This window comes from Pseudomonas sp. (assembly GCF_049590575.1).
Classification (GTDB): domain Bacteria; phylum Pseudomonadota; class Gammaproteobacteria; order Pseudomonadales; family Pseudomonadaceae; genus Aquipseudomonas.
On record NZ_JBAWDE010000070.1, the window covers coordinates 1 to 3,073 of the forward strand.

Here is a 3,073-nt window from a genome sequence, read left to right on the forward strand (position 1 = left end):
GCCGTGGTCGCCCGAGGCTGCGGCCCGCGTCGCCGCGCTGCGCGAGCTGGCCAACCAGCAGCTCAAGCAACGCCTGCGCGGTGAGGCTTCCGGGGTGTATCGCCTGCGCTTCGAGAGTGCATTGAACCCCGACACCCAGCGCATCGAAAGCCAGCTGAGCTTCACCTGCGACCCGCAACGCGCCGATGAGTTATGGGCCCTGGCCCGGCAAACCCTGGTTCAACTGGAACGCTCGGTGGACGCGAAGTGGGTGGCTGGCGAACGCGCCGAACTGCGCCGCCAAGAGCAAAAACGCCTGGCCGACCCGGCCACGCAATGGCGCCGCCTGCTGCTCAGCGAGCGCCAGTGGCAAGACCCGCGTTACCTGACCCGCCAAGCCGAGTTACCGGATGGCCTGCGCATCGAGGCGCTCAAACCCTTGGCCAGCCAGCTGTTCCCGGCGGCTAACCAAGTGCTGCTGCGCGTGCTGCCCAAGGCGCAGGCCCGGTGAACAGCCTGCGCACATTTTACCGCCTGGCCGCGCCGTTCTGGCGCCAGCGCACCCAGTGGCTGGGCTGGTTGATGCTCGCCGGGATAATCGGCATGGGCCTGCTGATCGTGCAGATCAACGTGCTGATCAATGCCTGGAGCAAGACCTTCTACGACACCCTTGGCGCGTTCGACACTCCGGCGTTGTACGCGTTGATGGGCCGCTACGTGCTGTACCTGGGCGCTTATGTGCTGATCGTGGTCGCGCTGGACTGGGTGCGCAAAGCCCTGGTGTTGCGTTGGCGCCAGGCCATGACCGCGCAGTTCACTGACGCCTGGCTGGCGGACCAGGCCTTCTACCGTCTGGGGCTGGCCGGCGAGCCGGACAACCCCGACCAGCGCATCAGCGAAGACGTGGATATCGTCGCCGACCTGAGCGTGGAGCTGGTGGCGTCGTTCATTATCAACATGGCCCAGGTCGGCGCGTTCATGAGCATCCTCTGGCAGCTGTCCGGGGTGCAGACCTTCAGCCTGGGCGAGTACAGCATCACCGTGTCGGGCTACCTGGTGTGGATCGTGCTGATCTACACCCTGGCCGGCAGCCTGGTCACCCATTGGGTCGGCCGCCCGCTGCACCGCTTGAATGTGGACCGCCAGCACTACGAGGCCGACTTTCGCGCCAGCCTGCTGCGCAAGCGCGAGCACGCCGAGCAAATCGCGCTGTACCGTGGCGAGGCGGTGGAGCGCCAGCACCTGGCCGAGCAATTCGGCGCGATTGCGCACAATTGGCGCCAGTTGATGGGCCGCGAGCGTAACCTCAGCCTGTTTACCGTCAGCTATGAGCGGGTGAGCCTGATCATTCCGGTGTTTGCCGCCCTGCCCGCTTTCCTGGCCAAGACCATCACCCTGGGCGGGCTGATGCAGATCCGCAGTGCGTTCAGCGCGGTGCAAGGTTCGCTCAGTTGGTTTATCAAGTTGTACCCGAAGTTGATGCGCTGGAGTTCGGCAGTGGAGCGGCTGGGCCAATTTGAACAGGCGATTGCCGCCAGCCGCTGCCAGGCCAGGCCGCCGGTGATCGGCGAGTGCCTGTGCGTCAACGGCCTGGATGTGCTGCGCCCGGACGCCGGAGTGTTGCTGGCCGATGTGTCGGTGCAAGTGGCCCAGGGCGAATGGCTGTTGATCGCCGGGCGCAGTGGTCTGGGCAAATCGACGTTGCTGCGCACCTTGCAGGGGATCTGGCCGTACTGCCGAGGTGGCTGGCAATTGCCGCCGGGGCGCAGTTTGTTACTGCCGCAAAAGCCCTATCTGCCGAGCATGCCGTTGCGCAATCTGCTGGCTTACCCGGCGCTGGCAGTGCCGAGTACCGCGCGCTTGGGCGCCGTGTTGCAGCAGGTGGGCTTGGCGGCGCTGGTGCAACGCCTGGATGAGCAATGCGAATGGGCGCGCGAGTTGTCCGGCGGCGAGCAACAACGTATCGGCCTGGCGCGGGCGCTGCTGTATGCGCCCGACACTTTGTATCTGGATGAAGCCACTAATCAGCTCGACGAGGCCAGCGCCCACGCCTTGTTGGTGCTGCTACGCGAACAGATGCCGAAGAGCACCGTGATCGGCATCAGCCACCAGGCGGGCTTGGCGGTGCTATTTGACCGAACCTGGTGCCCTCAAAGCACACTGCCCATGGCCTTCATCAACACCGGGTCACGCGCGTAGATATCCGGCGCGTACACCAGGTCACCCTGGCCATCGACTTGCACGGTCCAGTAGCCCAACAGCACCGGCACCGGGGTGGCCAGGCGGAATTCGTGGGTCAGGCCGGTGGCCAGCAGTTCATCGGTGCGCGCGCGTTCGGCCGGGCTGACCAGCAGGTCGCGCAGCAGCAACGGCTGTTCAACCCTCACGCACCCCGAGCTGAAGGCGCGCGGGCCCTTGGTAAACAGCGGCTGGCTGGGGGTGTCGTGCAGGTACACCGAGTACGGGTTGGGAAAGCGCATCACGATTTTGCCCAGCGGGTTGCGCGGGCCGGCTTCCTGGCGCAGCAGGATATTGCCGGGGCGCGCCCAGTCGACTTGCTCGGGGGTCAGCGGGCGCCCTTCGGCATCCAGGACTTGCAGGTTTTGCTGGCGCAGGTACTCGGGGTTGAGGCGGATGGCCGGCAGTTTGTCCTCGCGCATGATGGTCGGCGGGATGGTCCAGGTGGGGTTGAGGGTCAGCCGTGTGATGCGCGATTTGAGCAGCGGCGTCTGGCGTTCGGCGCGCCCCACTTGCAGGCGGGTTTGCCACACCGGGATGCCGCTCTGGTAGACGCTCAGTTGCGCGGCAGCGACGTTGACCAGCACGCCTTCGGGCTCCAGGTCCTGGGCCAGCCAGCGGAAACGTTCGAGGTTGATGCGCAGCTGTTCGCGGCGAATCGCCGGGCTGATATTCAGTTCGGTCACAGTGCCGGCGCCAATCACGCCGTCCGACTGCAGGGAGTGGCTGAGCTGGAACGCCTTCACCGCCTTGACCAGGTCGTCGCGGTATTGCCGGGCATTGCCGGTCGGCGCCTTGGCCAGGTAGCCGCCGTGGTACAGGCGCTGCGCCAGTTCCGGCACGCGCGGGTCTTCCA

At 65.9% G+C, this 3,073-nt stretch carries 2 protein-coding genes and 1 pseudogene; 2 read left to right on the top strand and 1 reads right to left on the bottom strand.

Annotation, left to right across the window (positions count from 1 at the left end; all coding sequences use genetic code 11):
• Nucleotides 1-490 (top strand): annotated as a pseudogene (locus WBR57_RS05300) (insulinase family protein); the annotation flags it as partial.
• Nucleotides 487-2,178 carry an ABC transporter ATP-binding protein/permease gene (locus WBR57_RS05305; RefSeq protein ID WP_424082795.1) on the top strand — a complete coding sequence of 564 codons (1,692 nt, stop codon included), beginning with the start codon at nt 487-489 and terminating at the stop codon, nt 2,176-2,178. The pseudogene WBR57_RS05300 and the gene WBR57_RS05305, both read left to right, overlap by 4 nt.
• Here the strand turns inward: WBR57_RS05305 and WBR57_RS05310 are convergent.
• A partial coding sequence (locus WBR57_RS05310) for a L,D-transpeptidase family protein (protein ID WP_424082797.1) occupies nt 2,130-3,073 on the bottom strand: 944 nt, incomplete at its 5' end. The two genes, WBR57_RS05305 and WBR57_RS05310, sit on opposite strands and share 49 nt — an antisense overlap.